This window comes from Duganella sp. GW821-FHT01E12, from assembly GCF_059422325.1.
Window position 1 is genome coordinate 1,083,634 of record NZ_JBWKWR010000001.1, and the last position, 20,377, is coordinate 1,104,010.

Annotated in this window: 14 protein-coding genes; 8 read left to right on the forward strand and 6 right to left on the reverse strand. The window is 68.3% G+C overall.

What is annotated here, in order from left to right:
* The first annotated feature begins 6 nt into the window (after positions 1-6).
* Positions 7-849 (forward strand): alpha/beta hydrolase, encoded by an 843-nt coding sequence (locus AC07WS_RS04680; protein ID WP_494727915.1) that lies wholly within the window; start codon positions 7-9, stop codon positions 847-849.
* A gap of 1 nt (position 850) precedes the next feature.
* Here AC07WS_RS04680 and AC07WS_RS04685 read toward each other — a convergent pair whose 3' ends face one another.
* The gene (locus tag AC07WS_RS04685) at positions 851-1,378 is read right to left on the reverse strand and encodes a CcdC protein domain-containing protein (protein ID WP_494727916.1); all 528 of its coding nucleotides are present in this window, start codon (positions 1,376-1,378) and stop codon (positions 851-853) included.
* Between the two features lie 171 nt (positions 1,379-1,549).
* Between AC07WS_RS04685 and AC07WS_RS04690 the strand changes: the two genes are divergently transcribed.
* Positions 1,550-4,009 (forward strand): alpha/beta hydrolase family protein, encoded by a 2,460-nt coding sequence (locus AC07WS_RS04690; protein WP_494727917.1) that lies wholly within the window; start codon positions 1,550-1,552, stop codon positions 4,007-4,009.
* Between the two features lie 155 nt (positions 4,010-4,164).
* Here AC07WS_RS04690 and AC07WS_RS04695 read toward each other — a convergent pair whose 3' ends face one another.
* Together AC07WS_RS04695 and AC07WS_RS04700 are read right to left on the reverse strand one after the other, a co-directional pair.
* Entirely contained in the window at positions 4,165-8,778 is a 4,614-nt protein-coding gene (locus AC07WS_RS04695; protein WP_494727918.1) for a translocation/assembly module TamB domain-containing protein, read from the reverse strand.
* Positions 8,778-10,556: an autotransporter assembly complex protein TamA gene (locus AC07WS_RS04700; RefSeq protein ID WP_494728049.1), complete on the reverse strand. Its 1,779-nt coding sequence runs from the start codon at positions 10,554-10,556 to the stop codon at positions 8,778-8,780. Before AC07WS_RS04700 ends, AC07WS_RS04695 begins: the two co-directional genes overlap by 1 nt.
* Before the next feature lie 202 nt (positions 10,557-10,758).
* Here AC07WS_RS04700 and queC point away from each other — a divergent pair, with 202 nt between their 5' ends.
* Complete coding sequence (queC, locus tag AC07WS_RS04705; RefSeq protein WP_494727919.1) at positions 10,759-11,466, forward strand: 7-cyano-7-deazaguanine synthase QueC; 708 nt, start codon at positions 10,759-10,761, stop codon at positions 11,464-11,466.
* Positions 11,467-14,499, forward strand: a complete 3,033-nt coding sequence (locus tag AC07WS_RS04710; RefSeq protein WP_494727920.1) for a CHASE domain-containing protein — start codon at positions 11,467-11,469, stop codon at positions 14,497-14,499.
* A 15-nt stretch (positions 14,500-14,514) separates the two neighbouring features.
* Here the strand turns inward: AC07WS_RS04710 and AC07WS_RS04715 are convergent, their stop codons facing one another.
* Entirely contained in the window at positions 14,515-14,907 is a 393-nt protein-coding gene (locus AC07WS_RS04715) for a hypothetical protein (RefSeq protein ID WP_494727921.1), read from the reverse strand.
* A gap of 215 nt (positions 14,908-15,122) precedes the next feature.
* Between AC07WS_RS04715 and AC07WS_RS04720 the strand changes: the two genes are divergently transcribed.
* A complete protein-coding gene (locus AC07WS_RS04720) occupies positions 15,123-15,368 on the forward strand; it encodes a hypothetical protein (protein WP_494727922.1) in 246 nt (81 codons plus the stop codon).
* 77 nt (positions 15,369-15,445) lie between these two features.
* Here AC07WS_RS04720 and AC07WS_RS04725 read toward each other — a convergent pair whose 3' ends face one another.
* Together AC07WS_RS04725 and AC07WS_RS04730 are read right to left on the reverse strand one after the other, a co-directional pair.
* Positions 15,446-15,997 (reverse strand): PEP-CTERM sorting domain-containing protein, encoded by a 552-nt coding sequence (locus tag AC07WS_RS04725; RefSeq protein WP_494727923.1) that lies wholly within the window; start codon positions 15,995-15,997, stop codon positions 15,446-15,448.
* 13 nt (positions 15,998-16,010) lie between these two features.
* Complete coding sequence (locus tag AC07WS_RS04730; RefSeq protein ID WP_494727924.1) at positions 16,011-16,667, reverse strand: Npun_F0296 family exosortase-dependent surface protein; 657 nt, start codon at positions 16,665-16,667, stop codon at positions 16,011-16,013.
* Between the two features lie 407 nt (positions 16,668-17,074).
* Between AC07WS_RS04730 and AC07WS_RS04735 the strand changes: the two genes are divergently transcribed.
* The 3 genes from AC07WS_RS04735 (at position 17,075) to AC07WS_RS04745 (ending at position 20,327) form a co-directional block, all read left to right on the forward strand.
* Positions 17,075-17,575: a hypothetical protein gene (locus AC07WS_RS04735; RefSeq protein ID WP_494727925.1), complete on the forward strand. Its 501-nt coding sequence runs from the start codon at positions 17,075-17,077 to the stop codon at positions 17,573-17,575.
* 140 nt (positions 17,576-17,715) lie between these two features.
* Positions 17,716-18,258, forward strand: a complete 543-nt coding sequence (locus tag AC07WS_RS04740; protein WP_494727926.1) for an FxDxF family PEP-CTERM protein — start codon at positions 17,716-17,718, stop codon at positions 18,256-18,258.
* A gap of 125 nt (positions 18,259-18,383) precedes the next feature.
* Positions 18,384-20,327: a GAF domain-containing sensor histidine kinase gene (locus AC07WS_RS04745; RefSeq protein WP_494727927.1), complete on the forward strand. Its 1,944-nt coding sequence runs from the start codon at positions 18,384-18,386 to the stop codon at positions 20,325-20,327.
* The last annotated feature ends 50 nt before the right edge of the window (positions 20,328-20,377 follow it).

Sequence of the window (20,377 nt, forward strand, 5' to 3'; positions counted from 1 at the left end):
GCGATAATGAAATTCATACTGATGCTGATGGTGGCGATGTTGTCCGGTTGCGCGGTGCAGATCGGCGAGGGCAACGTGGTGCATCCCGACCGCGCGGGCGAGGCGCGGCCCGCGGGGCGCATCGGCGACGGCGGCGCGGCGGACTACAAGCTGGCGCCGGTGTCGCTGGCCGCGGACGATGCGCAACTCAATGGCGTGAGCGCCAGCGCCGCCGGCGGTGAGGGTAACGCGCTGACGGTGCTTTACTTCGGCGGCAACGCCTTCCACCTGGACCAGCATGGCGACCATGTGCTGGCCGCCGTCGGCCCGTGCCGCGCGGACGTGGTGATGATCGATTATCGTGGCTACGGCCGCAGCACCGGCGTGCCGACCATCGCCGCGCTGAAGGAGGACGCGCTGCGCGAGTTCGACCTGGTCAACGCGCAGGCGCCGGGCAGGGTGATCGTGCACGGACAGTCGCTGGGCAGCTTCATCGCCGCCTATGTGGCGCAGCAGCGGCCGGCCGTGCGCGGGCTGGTGCTGGAATCGACCACCACCAATGCGCGCGACTGGGCCAACAGCATGATGCCCTGGTATGTGTGGCCGTTCGTGCGGGTGGAGTTGGGCGCATCGCTGCAGGGAATAGACAACGTGGCGGCGGCGTCGGGCTACGCCGGGCCGGCGCTGGTGCTGGAGGGGAGCGACGACAAGGTCACGCCGCCGCGCCTGGCGCGGCAGGTGTACGACGCCTTGCCGTCAACGGCGAAGCGCATGGTGATGGTGCCGGGCGCCGGACACAATGGCGTGCTGTCCAACGCCGCGGTGCGGCCGGCCTACTGCGAGTTCGTGCGGCAGCTGGCGGCCAAATAGTTTATTTGATATCGAAGATGTCGATCGGGCGCGGCACCGGCACCTGGGTGCGGCGCCAGCGGATCAGCAGCACGCTGTAGCAGGCGTAGAAACCGGCCAGCAAACCAAACAGCACGGCCGTCAGCGGATTGCCGACGAAGTCAGGGTCCAGCGGCAGATGGTCGTGCATGTGCAGGTAGGCCTCGAACAGGCGGTAGATCAGGCGGCTGATGAACAGCATCGCCACCAGCAGGCCCAGTCGGCGGTTGGGCGTGTAGAAGAAGCCCTCCTGCGTGTTCTCCAGGCGGGTCAGTTGCATGTTGCGGTAGCCCAGCGCGGCGCCGACAGCGGCGCCCACCGCCAGCGCGGCGATGGCGTCCCACTTGCCCAGCAGCGTGGCGGCCAGCACGCCCAGCACGCCGGCCATGCCGACGGCGGCCGTGTAGTGGCGCCACAGTTCCGATTTGGTGCGGCCCATCAGACGCTTCAGGCGCGAATAGATGCGCCAGATGGCCAGGGGCACCAGCAGCAACAGGACGAGAGTAGGCATATCCATAGACGATTCCAACGGCGTGATTCGAAGAACCGCGATTGTACGCCACTCCGCCTGCGCGCCACAGCGTTACAGATTGTCACGGAAAATCCGGCAGTGATTGACATTCGCGGATAGCATAAGCAAACTGGTCCGCAGCAGCCTCGCTTCTGGACCGAAAGGATATCCATGAACAAACCGTTAACCATGCTGCCCCTGAACCTGGGATTGATGGCCGCCTCGCCGCAAGCCGGCGCGCAGGAGAACGGCTACCGCCTGCCGCCCGCCGCGCTGATGGACATCGTCGACGCGCCGCGCGCGCCGGCCCTCAGCCTCAGCCCCCAACGCAACCTGGCCGCCGTGGTGCAGACGCCGCCGCTGCCGGGCATCGCCGAAGTGGCGCAGCCGGAGCTCAAGCTGGCCGGCCTGCGCATCAACCCGCGTACCTGTTCCTCGTCGCGCTTCTCGTTCGGCACCGACCTCGGACTGCTGGACATCGCCACGCAAAAGGAAAGCCGCATCAAGGGCCTGCCGCGCGCGCTGCGCCTGGCGGACCTGGCCTGGTCGCCGGACCAGCGCCACCTGGCGTTCTCGCACGTGAGCTACAAGGGCGCGAGCGGCGCGGTGGAGTTGTGGCTGGTCGATATCGAGGCGCGCAAGGCCAGGCGGCTGTCGGCGCAGCCGCTGTCGGCGGTGCTCACGCGCGGCTTCAACTGGCTGCCCGACAGCAGCGGCCTGCTGGTGCACTGGCGTCCCGCCGGCATCGGCAAGGCGCCGCAGTCGGACGGCGTGCCGGCCGGCCCGATGCTGCAGGATAGCGAACCGGGAGGCGCGCCGCGCCAGCTGCGCACCTATCAGGACCTGCTGAAGAACGAGGACGACGCGCGCCTGTTCGAGTACTACGTCACGGTGCAGATGGTGCTGCTGGACCTGCACGGCAAGCCGCGCATGATAGGCGCGCCGGGGCAGTTCTCGCGCACCTCGATCGCGCCGGGCGGCCAGTACCTGCTGACGCAAAGCGTGACGCGGCCGTATTCCTACATCGTGCCCGCGTCCAGCTTCGGCGAGCGGGTGGACGTGCGCGACCTGAACGGCGAGGTGCTGCACACGGTGGCCACGCTGCCGCTGGAGGAGGGCCTGCCGCCGGGGAACGACGCGGTGTCCGAAGGCGTGCGCCACGTGTCGTGGCGGGCCGACGTGCCGGCCACGCTGGTGTGGACCGAGGCGCAGGACGGCGGCGACCCGGCGCGTCCGGTGATCGACAACATCCGCGACCTGGTCTACCTGCACGCGGCGCCGTTCAACGCGCCGCCGCTGGTGCTGGCGCGGCTGACGATGCGCTACGCCGGCGTGGCCTGGGGGCGCGGCGACGTCGCCCTGATCAACGAGCGCTGGCACAAGACGCGCGACTACAAGCAGTGGATGATCGAGCCGGAACACCTGTCCACGCCGCCGGAGCTGATCTACGCCGGCTCGTACGAGGACCGCTACAACAGCCCCGGCTCGCCGGTGATGCGGGCCGACGCCAGCGGCTTCCCGCGCCTGCTGATCGGCCCCGGCACCACGGTGCTGCTGGACGGCGCCGGCGCCACGCCGGAGGGCGACCGTCCCTTCATCGACCGTCTAAGCCTGACCACCAAGGAGAAGGTGCGTCTGTTCCAGAGCGAGGCGCCGTATTTCGAGAACGTGGCGGCGGTGCTCAACGACGAGGGCACGCTGCTGCTGACGACGCGCGAATCGCCGACCGAGCGGCCCAACTACTACCTGCGCGACTTGACGCGGCCGGAGGGCCTGCAGCTCAAGGCGCTGACCAACTATCCGCATCCGACCCCGCAGCTGAGGGACGTGCGCAAGGAGCAGATCCGCTACCCGCGCAACGACGGCGTCGAGCTGACGGCCACGCTGATGCTGCCGCCGGGGTACGACGCGGTGCGCGACGGCCCGCTGCCGCTGCTGATGTGGGCCTATCCGCAGGAATTCAAATCGGCCGGCGCGGCCAGCCAGACCACCGGCTCGCCCTACCGCTTCAACGCGGTCAGCTACTGGGGGCCGGCGGCCTTCCTGGCGATGGGCTACGCGGTGCTGGACAATCCATCCTTCCCCATTATCGGCGCCGGCGACGCGGAGCCGAACGACAGCTATCTGCCGCAGCTGGTGGCGGACGCGCAGGCGGCGGTGGACGAGGTGGTGCGGCGCGGCGTGGCCGACCGCCACCGCATCGCCATCGGCGGCCATTCCTACGGCGCCTTCATGACCGGCAACCTGCTGGCGCACACGCGGCTGTTCCGCGCGGGGATAGCGCGCAGCGGCGCCTACAACCGCACGCTGACGCCGTTCGGCTTCCAGTCCGAGGAGCGGGCGTTCTGGCAGGCGCAGGAGGTGTACCAGGCCATGTCGCCGTTCAATAACGCCGACAAGATCAAGGATGCGATGTTGCTGATCCATGGCGCGGAGGACAGCAACTCCGGCACCTTCCCCCTGCAGAGCGAGCGCATGTTCCAGGCCATCAAGGGGCTGGGCGGCACGGCGCGGCTGGTGATGCTGCCGAACGAATCGCACGCCTACCGGGCGCGCGAATCGATCCTGCACATGCTGTACGAGACCAATGCGTGGCTCGATAAATACGTCAAGCACGCGAAACCGGGGTAGAGCGGCGTAGAATGGGGGATCGAGTCCGCTCAAGGAGTACCGACCATGCACCTCACTCACCGCGCCCCCGACCCTGTCCCGGTGGATGATCCGGCGCCGCCGGCCATCCCCCATCCCGTGCCGCAGGACGACCCGGTGCCGGACCATAATCCCAGTTAGTCGAAGGCCCAGGTGTAGAGCACGTCCAGCGCGTTGTTGGTGCCGGTCTGGAACTGCAGCGAGATGCGCGGGTTCAGCTTGTACTTCAGCTTGACCAGGCTGGTCGCCGTGCCCGCACCCTGCTCGAAGCTCAGGTAGGCGCGCGACGACAGCCGCTTGCCCACCGTGACCACCGTGGTCTGCAAGCCCGTGGCCGCGCCGGCCGAGGTGCCGGCGGCCTGGCTCACGCCCAGTTCATCCACTCCCAAGGCATTGGCCAGCTTGCCCTGGCCGCCGCCGAACAGCGCGCCCGCCGCCGCGCTGAGCAGCGCCATGTCGTTGCCGGCGGTGTTGTCGATGCCATGGCCCAGCACCAGCCAGGCCAGCTTGTCGCTGTCCGACACGGCCGGCGTGGACACCAGCTTGGCCACCGGCGCCAGCGCCGTGCCGCGCACTTCCACGCCCGCCTCCACATTGGTCTCGGTGAGCGCCTCGCCCTCCGGCCGGCGGCGCACGGCGAGGATGCTCAGGCCCGGGTTGTCGTAGGCGCCGGTGAAGTTGATCACGCCGCGGTCGATCGCCAGTTTCTGTCCATACGCCGCATACGTGCCGCTGACCACGCGGATGCTGCCGTTGATGCGCGGCGGCCGGCGGTCGGCCACGTGGATGCGCAGCGCGCCGGCCAGCTGGGCGTCCAGGCCCTTGCCTTTGAGGTTGAAGGCGTCGCCCAGGTCGGCCTCGAGGTCGATGTTGAGCGGCTGGCCTTGCGGCGTCCTGGCCGGCGGCGCGCCCTTGCCGATGATGACCACGTCGTCGCTGAGCGTGGGCGTGTTCTCGCCGGCCAGTTCGATGTTGGCGCGGTCGGCGCGGAATTTGCCGTCCAGCTGGAAGCGTTTGGCGTCGCGCACCAGCGTGCTCTGGCCGCTGACGACCAGGATGCGGTCGGGCCGCGACAGCACTTCCAGCTTGTCGGCGCCGAGCCGCAGGTTCATGGTCGCTTCGTTGCCGGCGTAGCGTATCCAGCCGTCGGCCTGGGCGTGGCCCTCGTTGCCGTCGAAGGCCAGCTTTTGCAGCTGCAGCTGGTCGCCGGCCAGGCGCGCCTGCAACTGGCCGTTGCGCAGCTTGATGCCCTGGTCCACCCAGTTCAGCACCAGCTTGTCGCCGCTGATGTCGCCGTCCAGCTGCGGCGCGCCGAGGGTGCCGCCGCCGCTGACGGCCAGCTTGAGCGCGCCGTCGATCTCCAGTCCCGGCTGGCCGGTCAGCGGCGCCAGCCAGGCCAGCGAGCCCATATTGGCGTTGCCGCTCACGGTGATGGCGCTGCTTTCCGCCAGGCGGCCGTCGTGCAGCTGCGCGCTGGCGTCGATGCGGGCCTGGCCGGCGCGGGTGCCGTCCACCTTCAGCTGCAGGCGCAGCGTGCCGTCGTTGACATCGACCCGGCCGTCCAGCGTGCGCAGGCCGAGCGGCTGCGGCAGGTCGGCGCCGGTGATGGTCAGGTCGCCCTGTTCGCGGTAGGCGTGCAGCATGCCGCCCAACACCGGCGGGCTGCCCTTGCTGGCCGCCTGCAGCTGCAGGCTCCATTCCGCGCCGACGGTCATGGTGCTGCGGACGTTGTCGCGCCAGGCGTCGGAGAACTGGGCCAGGTAGTTGACCGGCACGCCGGCGGCCATGCCCTTGCTGCGCCAGGCGGGACCGGTTTTTTCCAGGCTGTCGATGCGGATGCTGCCGTCGGGGAGCTTGATGGTGGTGCCGCCCAGGGCGATCTGCTCCGGATGCAGCAGGCCGGCGACGCCGCGGCCGGCCGGCGCGGCCAGTTTCAGCGGCGCCGGCGCGGCCAGCGTGAAGGCGTAGCGGCCACGGTTTTGCAGCGTGTCGATGGCGCCGGTCCAGGTGTCGTTTGCCCAGCCGCCCTTGACGCGCACGGCGGCGTCGAAGTCGGCGTTGCTGGCGCTGACCTGCAGCGTGTGGCTGCTGCGCGTGCCGCTCGTTTGCAGGCGTGCCTTGTCCAGCGACAGGGAAGGCGAGACGTAGCGGGTGATTTCGATGTCGCTCACCAGCGGCACGTCGGCGTAGGTGTCGGCGTCGCCACCGCGTGCTGCGTTGGCGCGGGCAGTGGCGCGGGCGTTGGCGCCGGTGGCCGCGTGGCGATCCGATGCCGTGGCAGCGGCTGGTGCTGCCGCCGAAGTGGCCGCCGATTTAGGCGCCGATTTAACCGCCGACGTGACGGCCGACGTGACCGCCGAGATGGTCGACGAGATGGATGGCGGCGTGCCGGCCGCCAGTGCTGCGGTGCTGCCCAGCGTGGCGCTGCCGCGTATCGTGCCGATCTGCTGCTGGCCGGGCATGCGCAGGTTGGCGCCGTCCAGCGTGAGCGTCAGCGCCGGCTTGGCGGTGGAGCCGGACAGGCTGCCGCTGGCCTGCAGCGCGCCCGCGAACTGCGGACCCAGCGCGGCCAGTTGCGGCGCGCTGAGTTTCCAATCGAGCTTGTCGCGCGGGCTGCCGAAGCTGCCCTTGGCCTGCAGGCTGTTGGACGCCAGCCGCAGGTCGATGTCGGCGTTGTCGACGCTGTCCTTGTCCGCGTTCAGTTTGGCGTAGCCGCTCAGCGGCGCGTTGGCGAAGGTGGACGGTTGCAAGGTCAGGTTCACGCCTGCGCGCCAGTCGGCGGCCAGGCGCGCGTCGGCGGTGAAGCCGGCGTTGACCGAGCCCGCCTGCGGCGCGCCGAAGGCAGCGGGATTCAGTCGCTGTATGGTCCCGTTCATTTTCAGCTCGGGCGTTTTCTTCGGCCCGGCCAGCGCGATGTCGCCGGCCGCGTGGATCAGGCTATCGGGCGCGGGGCGCTTGGCGGAGGCCAGGCCCAATCCCCTGGCGTCGGCTTCGAACGTGGTGCGCGGCGCGGCCATGCTGCCGCTGACGATGCCGCTGGCGTTGACGGCGCCGATCAAGTCCGAGGCCAGCGCCGACAACTGGCGCGCGTCGATCTTCCAGCGCAGCTGTTCGCCCGGCGCGCCGAAGCTGCCGTTGATGTCGGCGGTGTTTTGCGCCATCGCCAGATGGGCGTCGACGCCGCTGACGTGCTGCGCGTCCGCATTCAGCTTGCCGCTGCCGGACAGGGTCTGGCCCGCGAGCTTGCTGGCCTTCAGCTCGAAGCCCGCCGCCACCTGCCATGCGGGGGCGATGCGGCCGTTGGCGTTGATGTCGGCATTGAGGTCTGCCACCGGATAGCCGGAGCCCAGCGTGGACGGATCGAAGTGCTCGGCGCGCAGCCTGGCGCTGAATTCCTGCTTGCCCTGGAGGCTGGCCTGGCCGGTGGCGCTGATGCTGCCTTTCTTGGCCAGCAGGCGCGCTTCGTGCAGCTGGAGCAGCGCGTCGGCCAGCGAGGCTTGCAGGTCCAGGCGCAGGCCGTCCTGCGCCAGCTTGGCGCTCAGCGTTTGTTGGCTTGGCGTGCTGCCCAGCGCGATGTCGCCGGCCACGCTGGTCTGGTTGATGCTGCTGTGGATGTTCTTCAGGTCGAGACGGTCGGTGTGCAGCGCGAACTGCGCGGCGTCCACGCCCGCGTCGGGGGCGCTGCGCTTGACGTGGCCGCCGCCGGTGAAGCGTCCCGCCGCGCCCAGGTCGAGCACCACGTTTTCCAGCAGGGAGGCGGTCAGCGTGCCCGCCAGCTTGCCGCTGAACGCTTGCAGCGGCAAGCCTTGCTGGTCGAGCGGCGCGGCCTTGCCCTGGTTGAGCAGGGAGAACTGGCCGGACAGTTTTTGATCGGCCGCGATGGCGGCGCTGACTTGCAGGCTGAATTTCGCCTGCGGCCAACCCGGATCGAAGCCGGCCGGATCGAGGTCGCCGGCGTTCAGGTCCAGCGCGCGCAGGATGATGGGATCGAACGGCGCCAGCGCCACATTGGCCTTGCCGCTCGCGCCGTTGGCGCTGCCCTGCGCCTTGAGCGTCACCAGGGCCAGGTTGCCGCCGGCTTCCAGCGACAGCCGCGCGGCGCCGCCGGTCTGCGCCAGCGCGGCCTTGCCTTGCAGCGCGAACGGCTTGTTGGCGCCCAGGGTCAGGTCGGCCTTGGCGTCGCCGAAGGCGGTGTGGGCGCTGGCGTCCTGCAGGTGCCAGCTGGTGCGGTCGCCGTACAGCTGGAAGCGCAGGCGTTCGATCACGTTGCTGCCGGTGGCGCTGGTCAGGGTCAGCTTGTCGAGCCGCGCGTCGGACAGGCTGAGACGGAAGGGCGCGGCCAGCGACGCGGGTATCTTGGGCGGCTCCGACGGGCCGATGCTCTGCACCGTCAGCGCGGCCACATGCAGCTCGCTGATGGCCAGGCCTTCGGAAAAATACTGCAGCGGCGACCAGTTGATGTCGATGTTGTCGGCGGTGATGACGCTGTCCTTGCTGCGATAGACCAGCCGCACAATGTGCATGCGGTGGTACAGCGATCCGCTCACGCCGCTGACGGCGACCTGTCCGCCGCTGGCGTTGGCGATGCGCTGCACCAGCTGCTGCAAGGTCGATTCGCGGCCCAGCAGCCAGAAGGCGCCAGCCAGCAGCGCCACCACCACGCCGAGCGAGACGAGCACGCGCCGCGGCCAGCGGCGGCGCGGCGGCTGTGCCGGGGTTGCAGGTGCGGTTTTGTCTTGGTTGTCGGCCATCAGAAGGTGAATCCCAGCGAGAAGTGCAATCGGTATTTATGGACCGCGTGGCCGTAGGCGACGTCCACGTTGATCGGCCCGACGGGGCTTTTCCAGCGTCCGCCGGCGCCGTAGCCGGATTTCGGATGCAGCGCGCTGAAGGTGTCGCCGGCGTTGCCGGCGTCGTAGAACAGCGCCATGCCGTACGCGGGCTTGAACCAGTACTGGAACTCGGCGCTGCCGGTGGCCAGGTAGCGGCCGCCGGTGGTCGCGTCGCCTTCGTGCACGCCCAGCTCCTGGAAGGCGTAGCCGCGCACCGACTGGTCGCCGCCGGCGCGGAACAGGTACACGGCCGGCACGCCGTTCTTGTCGCGCGAGGCCAGCGCGCCGAGTTCGGCCCGCAGTATCAGGTTGGTGCTGGCGGTCAGCGGCCGGTACCACACGGCGCGCGCATAGCCGCGCACGAAGGCCTCGTCGGTCAGGATGGGCAGCAGCGCGCCGCCCAGCTGCGCGTTGAGCGCGTAGCCCTTGGTCGGGAACAGCAGGTTGTCCAGCTTGCGCCAGGTGACGCCGTAGGTCAGCGGCAAACTCTTGCTGGTGCTGGACGGGATGCCGTCGATGGTCTTGGTCTCGGTCAGCAGCTCCAGCGACAGGCTGCGCTCGAGCAGCGGCGTGCCCCAGGCGCGCTTGCCGGCCACGCTGGCCACGCTGGTCACCTCGCCCGAAATGTCGCTGCGCTCGAACGAGGCGCCGAAGCTGTCGTTGTAGCCGTCGGCCGTGGTGGGGAAGTAGAAATCGCTGCGCGCGGTCTGCTTCTTGGTCTCCAGCGTCAGTGCGCTTTTCATGCGCAGGCCGAACACCGACAGGTCGTCGTAGGTCAGCGAGGCGCGGTTGCCGGTGTTGGTGCTGAAACCCAGGCCGGCGCTGACGTTGCGGCGCTTGTTCTCGCTCACGCGCACCAGCAGCGGCAGCGGCGCCATCGCGGCGTCGGCGTTTTGCGCCGGGGTGGCGGCGCCGGCCTCCAGCTGTTCGTTGAGGACCGCGCCCATGTCGGCGCTCACTTCCACGCTGCTGAAGTAGCCGGTGTCCTGCAGGCGCGCCTGGTAGGACTGCAGCGCCGCCTCGCTGTAGTAGTCGCCCGGATGGATGGGGTTCAGGTTGCGCACGATGGCGGCCGGGTAGCGCTTCAGGCCTTCGACGCGCAGCTCGCCGAAGCGCAGCTCCGGGCCGCTGTCGAGCACCACGCGCAGCGCGGCCAGATGGTTGTCCGGGTCCACCGTGGCCTGGCTGTCGCTCAGCTGCGCGCGCGGGTAGCGCGTCTGCACCACCTGGCGCAGCAGGCCGCGCTTGGCCTGTTCCCAGTCGGTCTGGCGGAACACCTGGCCCTGCTTGAGCGTCCAGCCGGCTTTCAGCGCGGCGGTGTCGAACTGCTGGTCGGCCGCCAGCCCGGGCACCGGCGCGAAGCCGCGCAGTTCCAGGTCGATCTCGCCGACCCGCACCGGCTCGCCAGGCTGCACGCTGATCTCGACCTTGGGCGTGTCGCCGTCGCGGTCGAGCCGGGCGGTCACCACCGGCGAGTAGTAGCCGTCGGTGGCCACCAGCGTCTTGACCTGGGCCGGCGCGGCGCGCACCAGGCGCACCAGCTGTTCGCGGTCCATGCGCGCGTTGCCGCGAAAACGCAGCAGGTCGAGGTTTTGTTCCAGCAGTTCCTGCAGCGGGCCGGGGGCGTCGATGTGGACGTCGTACTTCAGGCCCTGGGCGGCGGCGGGCAGCGCCAGGGTGGCCGTGACGGCGGCCATGGCGCCGGCCGTGGCGAGGCGGCCGGATACTTTTGCCACAACTTGTGCCAAAATTCGTGATCCTGCCATTATTTTTGCTGGCGATGCCGGTAACATGAGACTCCATCTGGGTGTACGCTAGCTGACATGTTACCGGATTGCCCTAAAAGATGGCGTACTTATAACGTTGCAACGCCCTGCAAGTCCTTGAAAGAACATAGCAATGCTGCCTACCGATTCCGCCCTGGTCCTGTTTAGCGGTGGCCAAGATTCCACCACCTGCCTGGCCTGGGCGCTGAAGCACTACGCGCGCGTGGAGACCATAGGCTTCGACTACGGCCAGCGCCACGCTGTCGAGCTGACCGTGCGCCCTTCCGTGATCGAGCGCCTGCGCGCCCACTCGTCCGAGTGGAACGCCAAGCTGGGCGACGACCACATGATCGACCTGTCGCTCATTTCCGAAATCTCGCAGACCGCGATGACGCACGACATCGCCATCGAAACCCAGGCCAACGGCCTGCCCAACACCTTCGTCCCCGGCCGCAACCTGCTGTTCATGACGGTGGCCGCCACCGTGGCCTACCGCCGCGGCCTGACGGTGCTGGTGGGCGGCATGTGCGAGACCGATTTCTCCGGCTATCCGGACTGCCGCGACGACACCATGAAGGCGCTGCAGGTGGCGCTCAACCTGGGCATGGACACCCGCCTCAAGCTGGAGACCCCGCTGATGTGGCGCGACAAGCGCCAGACCTGGGAGCTGGCGCAGGAGCTGGGCGGCCAGGCGCTGGTCGACCTGATCCGCGACGGCACGCACACCTGCTACCTGGGCGAGCGCGGCGCGCTGCACGACTGGGGCTACGGCTGCGGCACCTGTCCGGCGTGCGCGCTGCGCGCGCGCGGCTACCGCCAGTTCGCGGGTACCGAGGTGTAGATGCCTCCCGACCCCCAGGCACGGCTGCGCCGGCTGCTGCAGGACTCGCTCTCGCCGGGCGTGCTGCCGCTGCTGGTGCTGGCCGGCTGCCTGGGCGCGACCGGCGTGCTGTGGCTGGGCGCGCGCCAGCATGCCGAGCAGGAGTTGGAGGCCGATTTCCACAGCCGCGTGCGCGAACTGGTCAACAACCTCGACCGCCGCATGCAGACTTACGTGCAGGTGCTGTACGGCGTGCAGGGCTTGTTCGCCAGCTCCGTCGCGGTCGACCGCGGCGAGTTCCGCACCTATCTGGCCGGACAGAACATGAACCTGCATTTTCCCGGCATCCACGGGGTCGGCTACATGGCGATGGTGACGCCGGCCCGACGCGCCGAGCACGAACGCCTGGTCAGGCTGGACGGCCTGCCCGACTACCGGGTGCGGCCGGACGGCGCGCGCGACTGGTATGCGCCGGTGGTGTATCTGGAGCCGTCCGGCGGCAGCAACCGGCACGCGTTCGGCTACGATGCCGCGTCTGAGGCGGTGCGGCGCGCCGCGCTGGAGCAGGCGCGCGATACCGGCCTGCCGGCCATGAGCGGCAAGATACGGCTGGTGCAGGAGGAGGTCGAGCCGGCCCAGTCCGGCTTCCTGATGCTGCTGCCGGTGTACCGGCGCGGCCAGGCGGCCGACACGCCGGCGGCGCGCCGGGCCGCCATCGAGGGCTGGGTGTACGCGCCGTTCCGCGTCGGCGACCTGATGGCGGGGCTGGGCGGGGCGCGCGCCGCCGCGCTGGCGGTGAAGATCTACGACGGCGACGGCAGCGCGCCGGCGGCGCTGATGTACGACAGCCATCCGGGCCGCGCGGCCGGCCGGCGCAGCAGCTTGCAGCAGATCAGCGCCGGCGGCCACCGCTGGACGCTGCAAATCGCCGCGCGGCCGGGCGCGGCGCCGGAGCGCGACCAGGCGCAGCAGGTCGCGCTGGGCGGCGCGTTGTTGAGCGCCTTGCTGGCCGGCCTGACCTGGCTGCTGGCGCGCGGCCGCGTGCTGGCCCGCGACGCGCAGGCGCGCGCCGAGGGGCTGGCCGGCGAGCTGCGGGAGGGCCAGGCCACGCTGCGCGTGCTGGCCGACGGCGCCCAGCGCAGCCAGGCCATGTTGCGCAGCATTCTCGATTCGACCGTCGACGGCATCCTGGTCGACAACCTGAAAGGCCGGGTGCTGAACGCCAACCGCCGCTTCCGCGAACTGTGGAACCTGCCCGAGCATCTGGACTGGCAGACCGACGGCGGCGCGCTGATGGAGCTCATGGCGCGGCAGCTGCTCCATCCGGGCCAAGCGACGCCGCTGGCGCCGCAGGGCTTGCAGCCGGCCGGCCCGCTGGCGCTGCTGCACCTGAAGGACGGCCGCGTGATCGAGCAGCACACGCGCAGCCTGCAGCTGGGCAGCGAACCTGCGCGGCTGTGGTCGTTCCGCGATATCACCGAGCGCACCCGGGGCGAGCAGCGCGAGCAGACCCGGCGCCAGGTGCTGGAGCTGCTGGCCACCGGCGCGCCGCTGCAGACCATCCTGGAGAGCGTGGTGCTGGGCGTCGAGGCGGGCAACGAGGAGATGTTGTGCTGCATCCTGCTGCTGGACGAGGAGGGCGAACACCTGCTGGTGGGCGCGGCGCCCAGCCTGCCGGACTTTTTCAACGCGGCCGTGCACGGCCGCCCGGTGCGCGGCGGCCAGAGCGCCTGCGCCCAGGCGGTGCTCACGCGCAGCCGCGTGATCGTCGAGGATATCCGCAACGCGCCCGGCCTGGGCGAGTACCGCGAGCTGGCCCTGCAGGCACGGCTGGGGTCGTGCTGGTCCGACCCGATCTTCGGCGCCGGCGGCATCGTGCTGGGCACCTTCGCCATCTTCCACCGCGACGCCCGCCTGCCCAGCGCGGCCAATATCGCGCTGATCGAGCAGGCCGCGCGGCTGGCCGGCATCGCCATCGAGCAGGCGCAGGCGGCGGTGGCGCTGCGCGCCGGCGAGGCCCGCTTCCGCAGCCTGTACGACCACGCGCCGGTGGCGCTGTGGGAGCAGGACTGGTCGGCGGTGCGGGCCGCGCTGGCCGAGCTGGAACTGTCCGGCGTCGACGACCTGGGCCGCCACCTGCAGGCCAACGCCGGCCAGCTGCGGCGCCTGGCGGCGCTGGTGCGCATCGTCGACTGCAACGCCGCCGCGCTGGCGCAGGTGGGCGCGGCGCCGGGCCGCCAGCAGGCGCCGCAGCTGAGCCTGGCGCAAAACTTCGACCAGGCCGCCATGCCCAGCTTCGCGCTGGCGCTGACCGCGCTGGCGCAGGGCCAGCACTTCTTCGCCTGCGAGGGCAGCTTCGAGCGCCTCGACGGCACGGCCCGGCTCAACGAGCTGACCCTGCTGGTGATGCCGGGCCACACGCACAGCCTCGATTTCGTCATCGTCTCGACGCTGGACGTGACGGAGCGGCGCCGCATGCACGACGAGCTGCGCATGCTGGCCACCACCGATTTCCTCACCGGCCTGCCGAACCGGGGCGAGTTCATGCGCCGGCTGGACCACGAGCACGCGCGGCTGCGGCGCGACGTCACCGCCTGCGCCGCCGTGCTGCTGCTCGACGTCGACCATTTCAAGCGCATCAACGATGAGCACGGCCATGCGGCCGGGGACGCGGTGCTGCGCCGGCTGGCCGAGGTGATGCGCGAGGGCCAGCGCCAGATCGACATGCTGGGCCGCATCGGCGGCGAGGAATTCGCGCTGCTGCTGCCGGGCACGGCGCTGGACGCGGCGGCGGTGCTGGCCGAACGCCTGCGCCAGCGCGTGGCGGAGACGGCGGTGCGGCGCGACGACGGCGCGGCGCTGGCGGTGACGGTGAGTATCGGCATCGCCGCGCTGGGCGCGATGGACGGCGGCGGCGACGCGGCCTTGCGGCGCGCCGACCAGGCGCTGTACTGCGCCAAGCGCGGCGGCCGCAACCGGGTGGCGCTGGCGGGGGAAGCTGCGGGGGAAGAGGCGGATCGGCCGGGAGTTCAGGTCCCGGCCGCTTCCGATTGAAACTGTGGAGTTTGCTTAGACGGCGTGTTCCAGCGTGGCGCGCAGCTGCTGCTTGCGGGAGCGCGAGCGGAACACCAGGTACAGGCCGACCGGGATCAGCAGCGGCAGCAGCAGGGGCGAGGCCGCCGCCGCCACCACCACGGCCAGCAGCACCATGCCGCTGATCATCAGGATGCCCAGGCCGGCGAACAGCAGGCCGACGAACACGGCGGCGCAGGTGATGGCGACGGTGGCGATCAGCAGGCCGCCGCCGGCGAACAGGGTGCCGAGCAGGAAGCCCAGCGGGCCGTCGATCTCGTCGCCGTCGATGTTGACGTGCATGCCGTCACCGAAGATCGACTGCCATGCGGCGACAGCCAGCAGCGTGACGAAGGCGGCAAATACCAGTTTTTTAGCAGTGATTTTCATGGCTGACCTCGGTGGTTGGGTGGTTCTGTTTTTCCTGTGCCGTTAAGGCATGGTTGAACTGTAGCGATGGCGCCCGGCAGCGGCCAGCGGATTGCGACAGACCGGCAAATTGGCGGGATGGAATGCCTGTCCGGCGCGACGAGCCGGAATGTTCCTTGAATTAAAGTTATGCCTGCCTATACTGTTAACCTGACCATTGCAGGGAGGGCTTTAACATGGCTTGGCTAGAATTGAGCGAGGGTCAATCGCTATCCTCGATGTGCAAGCGGACCTGGCGCCAGCGTAGCGCCCAGCACCTTTCCGGCGGAGGCCCCAAGGGCCCGCCATCGGCGCCGCCGACGATACCGCCCATCATCATCACGCCGTACAGCTACCACATGCCGGACCCGGCCATCGATCCGCGTGTGACGCCGCTGCGTCCGCCCATCGTGCCGCCGCCGCGGCCGTGCATCTCGTGCTGATGACGGCCGGCTGAGCGGCCTTCCGCCAGACGAAAAAAAAGCCCGCTTTGCGCGGGCTTTCGTGCTGGGCGGGGTGCTTATGCCCGTGTCTTGCGGCGGCGGGCGATGAAGCTCACCAGGCCCAGGCCGGCCACCATCATGGCGTAGGTTTCCGGTTCCGGAACCGGCGTTTCGACCCGATACAGGCCGGCGTTCGAGGTCGCTTGCAGGGCGGTGTAGAACTTGTCCACGCCGGAGCCGGCGTTGAACTCGTAGAAGGCCGTGCCTTCCACGCCTGGCCCGCCCTTGCCCTTGCCGAAGTGCAGGCCGACGATGACGTCGCCGACCAGCAGCTGGGCGAAGTCATAGGTCGTGATGTGGCTGATCGGATCGGGGGCGACGTTGATCGACTCGATCGGCGCGCCGCTCTGGCCGAGGAAGAAGAAATCCGTCGCCAGGATGCCGCTGACGGTGGCTTTGTCGGCCGGCGAATTGTTGATCAGGTTGCCCGGCACGAAGCCGAAGCAGCTCGACACCGTGACGCCGGGCACATCGAAATAGATATCGGTCAGGCTGCAGGTGGCCGCCGACGCCAGGCCGGAGACCGACAGCAGCGCTGCTGCGGCAATTTTTGGAAGTAAGTTTTTCATATGGAGCCTATGTTTAGTAGAAACGCGGGTTAGTCTTGTGGTTGCTACGGCGGCTGGCTAGACCCAGCAGACCGAGGCCGGTTAAAAACATCGCATAGGTGCGGGGTTCAGGGACCACCGCGATGTAAGAATGGTTGTCCGACTCGAAGGCGTTCTGGTTGGACGAGAACGTGACCTTGGTGATGGTCGTGCCACTGTCGGTGAAGAAATTCAGGTAGAAGCCGGTTTGCTGATTGCCGTTCGCTAACTGGCTGGCGGCGGAAGCCATGTCGTTGCCGTTGATCTGCAACACCATCGTATTGCCGCTGTACATGGTGACGATGTTGTAGTTGTCCGGTGAGCCCATGTAATAGCCAAAGTAGCTCACGCCGAGGCCGCCGAACGTCACGCTCGATGACGAAGGTTGGCCGTTGCTCACGCCCACCGAGAAGAAGGCGGTGGGGTCTCCCGGCGGTTGTGCCGCGTAGCCGGGATTGCCCGGCGACGGGATCAGCGCGCCAACCTGGTCATAGGTGGCGAAGCCGACCGGCAGCAAGCCGTCGTCAAACGTGTTGGTGGTCACGCCTGCGACACCGGAAGTGATGCCGCCGGTTGCGGTGTAGGTGACGGCGGCGCCGCAGGTCAATGCTGCGCCGGCCAGGCCAAGGCCCAGCAGGGTTTTAGCGATCATCTGACGTTCCTTTGTAGTAGCCGGTGAGCGCTTGCGCCCGGCTTTCACTTTTATTAACAACTGGAAACTGGTGATTCAAGATTGATAATAATCATAATTCTCTGTTAACGCTTCCTTGCATTTAGAATGTTTCGTCGGTTTTTGTGAACTGCCGCGTGGAAGTGTTAACAATAGATGCCGAGGGGAATTGGAAATTTCGTCCTCTCCTCGGAAGCGCCGGGTCCGCCGCGCACAGACTAGTCAAACGCACCTCTGTGCAGATGTCACAATTGGGTGCGAAAAACAAACACTGGCCGCATCGGCCCGGAATCCGCGGTTTTGCGCTTGATCTATGTGTTTCTATTGTTGTTACGGGGCCGTGCGCTTATCATTCCACCCCCACCCACCATTCCAGACGAGCCATCAGCATGAGCGCAGACTACCCCGATACCGAACAGCACCAGGACGACGACGCCCCGATCCAGGAGGCGCGCGTATGGCAGGGGAACGGCTGGACCGCGCGCGTCATCAAGAACGACGACGACGAGGGCTGGGCGGTGGCGATGATCAAGGATGGCGAGCCGGAACCGGCGCTGGTCGGCCCCTGGACCATGGGCCGCGACAAGAAGAACCCCAAGCCGCTCGACGTCAACGCCTTCAACACGCTGGTCAAGACCGCCAACGAGGTGATCCGCCGCCACGAGCAGCAGCTGCACGCGCAGCTGCACAAGAATGTCTTCGTCAACGGCGAGCAGGGCCAGGTCAAGGTCAACCTGGACATCGTGCCCGACGAGGACGACCCCTACGCCACGCTGAGCGCCTTCGACCCGTACGGCGAGGAACTGGCGCGGGTGCGGGTGGCGCCCACCTTCAAGCTGAGCGTGGCCAGCGCCTCGGCGTGGATCGACAGTGGCTATCGTAAGCCATAGTTACCTACATCATTAGTTCTTTACTAGAATTAAGATTTCGTTAAATAAACGTGTAAGTGAATGTAACATTCAATTGTGCGGGGCCGGCTGGCAAGGACGAGGCTGCTACATTTTGGACTCCCTTTTTTTAGGAGTTCGATATGATTAAAATCAAAGCACTGGCCGGCATTCTGGTCATGACCGGCGCCGCCTTCCTGTCGCAGGGCGCGATGGCGGCCGACATCAGCAATCCCGACACCCCGCTCGATCTGAGCAGCGGTGCGGACTTCGTCGGCCACTTTATCGCCGGCAACAACCAAGGCAATACCTTCGCCGACAAGTACACCTTCACCCTGACCGGCGCGTCGACCATTTCGGCCGACGTCTATTCGCATACCGGCAATGCGAAAAACGGCCTGGACATCACCGGCCTGTCGCTGTTCAACGGCAGCGGCCTGCTGTTGGCCGGCACCCAGCTGTCGACCGGCGCCACCGACCAGTGGCAGCTCGACTCGGCCGTCCTGGGCGCCGGCAGCTACTACCTGCTGGTGAGCGGCAGCGCCGTGTCGAAGTCGTCCGGTTCGTACTCGTCCGGCGTGTCGGTTTCGGCCGTGCCGGAACCGGAAACCTATGCCATGCTGCTCGGTGGCCTGGGCCTGATCGGCGCGGTGGTCCGCCGCCGCAAGCAAGCCGGCAACGCGTAAGCTTTCGCCGCGCGTGCGAACAGCCAGGCCGTCGCAGGACGGCCTGGCTGTTTTTGTTTCTGTGGCCGGGCCGGGCCGGAACTGCTAGTATTTCCTATGCGCATCAGCCCACTATAGGAAAATCGATGGAAAGTCGCCTCACCCGTCTGGAAGCCGTCCAAACCATGCTGCTTGAAATCGGGCAGAAGTCGAGCAGCTGCACCGATATCAGCGAGTTCCTGCAGGCCGTGCACGCGGCGCTGGGACGCATCATGTACGCCGCCAATTTCTTCGTGGCGTTGAGCGACCGCGACGGCCCGGTCAACCAGGTGCGCTTCGTGTATTTCGTCGACGAGGTGGACGATCCGCCCAGCCGCGACGCGTTGTTCGAGCTGGTCGAGGGCGAGTCGCCGACCGCGACCGTGATCGCCACCCGCGAGCGCATGGTGATGACGGCGGCCGAGCACCAGTCGCGGCGCGAGGCGAACGCCGGCTTCGGCATCGGCACCATCGCCGAGCACTGGATGGGTTGTCCGCTGCTGGACCAGAACCACCAGGTGCTGGGCGCCATCGTGATCCAGAGCTACGACAAGCAACACACCTTCAGCGAGGAAGACCAGGCGCTGTTCGCGCTGATCGCCAACCACGTGTCGGGCGCGCTGCAGGGCCTGCAGAGCATGGACCGGCTGGAGCGCGCGGTGCAGGAGCGCACCGCCCAGCTGTCGCACGAGGTGGCCGAGCGGCGCCGCGCCGAGGCCATCCAGCGCGCGCTGTACGAGCTGGCCAACCTGTCGGCCACGGCCACCGGCGGCAGCCGCCTGAACATGCGGCTGCACCAGATCATCAGCGAACTGGTGCCGGCGCAGAACTTCCTGATGGCGCTGTACCACCCGGACACCAAGGAAATCTCCATCCCGTATTTCGTCGACCAGAAGGACGAGCATGCGCCGGTCAAGCGCTTCGACTACGGGGTCGGCATGTCCTCCTACATCCTGCAGCGCAAGCAGGCCATGCTGCTCGACCGCGCCGGCTTCACCGCGCTGGTCGACAGCGGCGAGATGGAGCACCCGCTGGGCAACACCGACATCGCCAGCTGGATGGGCGCGCCGATGCTGCTGGGCGACGTGGCTTACGGCGTGATCATCGTGCAGAGCTATGACGAGTCGGTGACCTACACCCAGGCCGACCTCGACATCCTGGCCTTCATGGCCAGCCACGTGGCGGTGGCGATCGCGCGCATGCAGGCCGACCGCGAGATCCGCCGCGCCAAGGAGGCGCTGGAGGAACAGAACGCGGCGCTGGAGAACGCGCTGACCTCGCTCAGGGACGCGCAGGGCGAGCTGGTGCGGCAGGAGAAGCTGGCCTCGCTGGGCCGGCTGGTGGCCGGCGTGGCGCACGAGATCAACACGCCGCTGGGCATCTGCGTGACGGCCACCAGCCATCTGGTGGAGGAGCTCAAGCTCACGCGCGAGGACATGGCCAACGGCACGCTGGACGAGGACGGCCTGAACCAGTTCTTCGACATCATCTCGCAATCGCTGCGCATCATGACCACCAACACCCAGCGCGCGGCGGCGCTGGTGCGCAGCTTCAAGCAGGTGGCGGTGGACCAGTCGTCCGACGATATCCGCAGCTTCAATCTGCGCAAATACCTGGACGAGGTGCTGCTGTCGCTGCAGCCCAAGCTCAAGGGCAAGCCCATCGCCGTGGAGATCGATTGCGACGAGCACATCAACATGGCCAGCTTCCCCGGCGCGGTGTCGCAGATCGTCACCAACATGGTGGTCAACTCGCTGGTGCACGGCTTCGAGGAGGGGCAGTCCGGCAAGATCACGATACGCGGCAAGGTCGACGGCGACTTCGTCGACTTCGACTACGGCGACGACGGCGCCGGCATGGACAGCGCCACGCTGGCGCAGCTGTTCGATCCCTTCTTCACCACCAAGCGCGGCTCGGGCGGCAGTGGGCTGGGCGCGCACATCCTGTACAACCTGGTGACGGGCGCGCTGGGCGGCACCGTCAAGGTGGTCAGCGCGCCGGGCATGGGCTTGCACTACAAGCTGCGCTTCCCCAAGGTGCGGCGCAAGTAAGACCTACCCCGCACGGCGATGAACCACTGGGGTCAGACCCCGTACGGGGT